Genomic DNA, 2619 nt, shown 5'->3' with positions numbered 1-2619 from the left:
GGGCCGTGCCGCGCTCAGGCGGGCTGGGGGCGGCATGCCCTGGCCCTCCGGTCTTGCCGGGGAGTCGCGGTGGGGAGCCTGATCTGCGTCCCGAATGGCCGGGGCGTTCGAGCCGAGGGGTGCGGATGCTCGGCCGGAGGAGGGGGTGGGCGGCGCCGGCAGGTCGGCCGGCGGAGGGGGAACAGCGGCGATCTTGGCGAGCTCCGCGTCGGTCGCGGCGGCGAGCTCGATCTGGATCTCGGCGATGGAGCGGCCCGAGGCCTGTCGCCGCTTCACCGCGACGAGCTGGAGGAGATGGCGGGGCCCGTACAGGGCGGTGCGGCCGCGGCGGCCGAGAGGCGGGTCGATCAGGCCGATCGTGGTGTACCAGCGGATCAGCCGCTCGTTGGGCAGGTCGCGCACCCGGCCGCTGACCTGTGCGGACGCGCCCGCGGCGAGAGCCGCGGCGGCATGGTCCGCCAGCTCGGCGATCGTCCAGGTGTCGTCGTCCATGGCTCGATGATGACACTGTCACGATGACAGTGTCAATCGCGATCGAGGGGGGCGGTGCTCCACCGGCCCTCCCGGACGCCGCTCGGGTATGCCGACTCCCGGACGACTCGGGCTCGGTCTCGTGGCGGGCGCCATCGCCGAACGTTGTATCGGACGTGCGTCGGGCCTGCTCGGAGACGAAGCCGTGGCCGAATTGCCCTTTGAGGCGTCATAGTGGCGACATTCGTTGCCCGGCTCACCGTTTGGTTAGGCATTTATGGTCGTCGCCGGAAGTGCAGCCTCGCTGATTGTAGAAATGGTCGCTCCGGAGTCGGGGTCCGAAATGTCCGACTGTCACCCTCGGTGGCATCCCGGTCGCTCATCGGGGTGACGTCCTGGTCATGCGAACTCGGTGAACCTTGCAGTATCTCGGACGAAGCGCCCAAAGTCTATTAATAGCGACATGGTGTCCAATAGATCTGTTTATGGGGTAAGAGTGCTGTTCGGCATTGGGATGTGATCTCTTGAATTTACTGGTAACGAGCGTCTGCAGCCTTTACCTTTTCTGGCATGAGCGACCATCTCCTGGTCGAGACGCTGCGCGAGCGCGACCCCGGCGCCCCGGCCGCGGTCTACGACGCCTACGCCGAGAAGCTCTACGCGTACTGCTGGTTTCAGCTGAGGGGACGCGACGCGGCACAGGTCGCCCTGCGGGACACCTTCATCGTGGCCGAGGCGCACATAGGCGAGCTGCGCGAACACGACCGGTTCGGCCCATGGCTCTATGCCATCGCCAGGTTGGAGTGCGCCCGCCGCATGCCGTCCAGGCACCAGGTGCCGGACGTACCGGTCGCCAGTCACGACCAGGAGGACGTCGACCAGCGCCTCACGGCGTGGCATGCGGTGATGTCGCTGCCGCCTCTCTCGCGAGAGATCCTGGAGCTGCACGTCAGGCGCCAGTTGTCGGTACCCGACCTTGCCGCCGTGTTCGGGTTGTCGGCGAGGGACGCGCAGATGGCACTCGACGACGCGCACGGCGCACTCGAAGCGGCTTTGACCGCGGAGATACTCACGAACGAGGGCCCCTACGACTGCCCCGAGAGGGCTCTCCTCCTCCGTGAGTGGCATGGTGAGCTCACCTACGACATCAGCAAGCGGCTGATGGAGCACGCGCGAGAGTGTTCCGCCTGTGGGGCGCTCCGTCCCCGAACCCTGTCGGCCGCCAAGGTCTTCGGGCTGCTCCCGGAGGCGGAGCCCGCGCCGGAGATGCGGCTCAGGGTGATGAGTTGCTTCCTGGATCCGGAGCTGGTCGGCTACAGGCTCTTCGTGGCCACGCGTGTCACGGATTTCAGGTCCGATGGATTTCCCCTCCAGACCGCCTTCGGGCGTCCCGAACGGGTGGCTCGCCAGGGCCGGCGCTGGCGGTTCGGCCGCACCCGTAGGACCGCCAAAGAGGACGGGGCGGCCGGGCTCTACGCACAGGTCGGTCGTGCCTCTGCCGTGCTCATGGCCGTCGCGCTCCTGTCGGCGTCCGGGGTCGCGTCCATGTACGTCGTCAGTGCCCAGCGTGAGAACAGGGACGAACACGCCGGCCCGCGTCCGACGGCGGTTCCCGGCGCCTCCCAGAGGCCCGGATCCAGGCAGCAGATGCCTGCGCGTCCACGTGCTTCCGACACCCTCGACGCCGTCCCCTCGGCCCCGTTTCCCTTGGGCGCGCGCAACTCGTCCGCTCCGCCGCCCGCTTTCTGCTTCTGCGCGTTGCGGATCTTCTTCTGCATCCGGTCGGAGGAGGCGTCCACCTCGACGCGCAGGCCGTGCTCGCGCAGCCGCGCGGCGACCTTCTCCAGGTGCGGGACGTGGGCGTCGCCGATCGGGATGCCGACCGCCTGCACCGGCGCCAGCCACGGCGGCATCGCGCCCGCGTAGTGCTCCAGCAGGACGCCGAAGAACCGCTCGATCGACCCGAACAGCGCCCGGTGCAGCATCATGGGCCGCTGCCGGGTGCCGTCGGCCGCCTGGTACTCCAGGCCGAAGCGCTCGGGCTGGTTGGGCCCGGTCGGGGCGCCGAGCGAGAACCCGACCACGTCGGCGGGGCCCGTGCCGGCCTCCTCGATCACGGCGTTGACCTCCGCGCCGAGCCCCTCGATG

The 2619-nt window shown here is 69.1% G+C and carries 1 protein-coding gene and 1 pseudogene; both read right to left on the bottom strand.

Annotated features, from left to right (window positions below; translation table 11 throughout):
- Positions 1-492: MerR family transcriptional regulator (locus AB0C69_RS40990; protein ID WP_360362026.1), on the bottom strand; the 492-nt coding region annotated here is incomplete at its 3' end.
- A 1721-nt stretch (positions 493-2213) separates the two neighbouring features.
- Positions 2214-2516, bottom strand: a pseudogene (locus AB0C69_RS40985) (His/Gly/Thr/Pro-type tRNA ligase C-terminal domain-containing protein); the annotation flags it as partial.
- Positions 2517-2619 lie beyond the last annotated feature (103 nt).

Origin of the sequence: Actinomadura sp. NPDC048032, from assembly GCF_040653175.1 — a bacterium.
Lineage (GTDB): Bacteria > Actinomycetota > Actinomycetes > Streptosporangiales > Streptosporangiaceae > Spirillospora > Spirillospora verrucosospora.
This window is presented reverse-complemented; position numbering and strand designations above follow the sequence as displayed.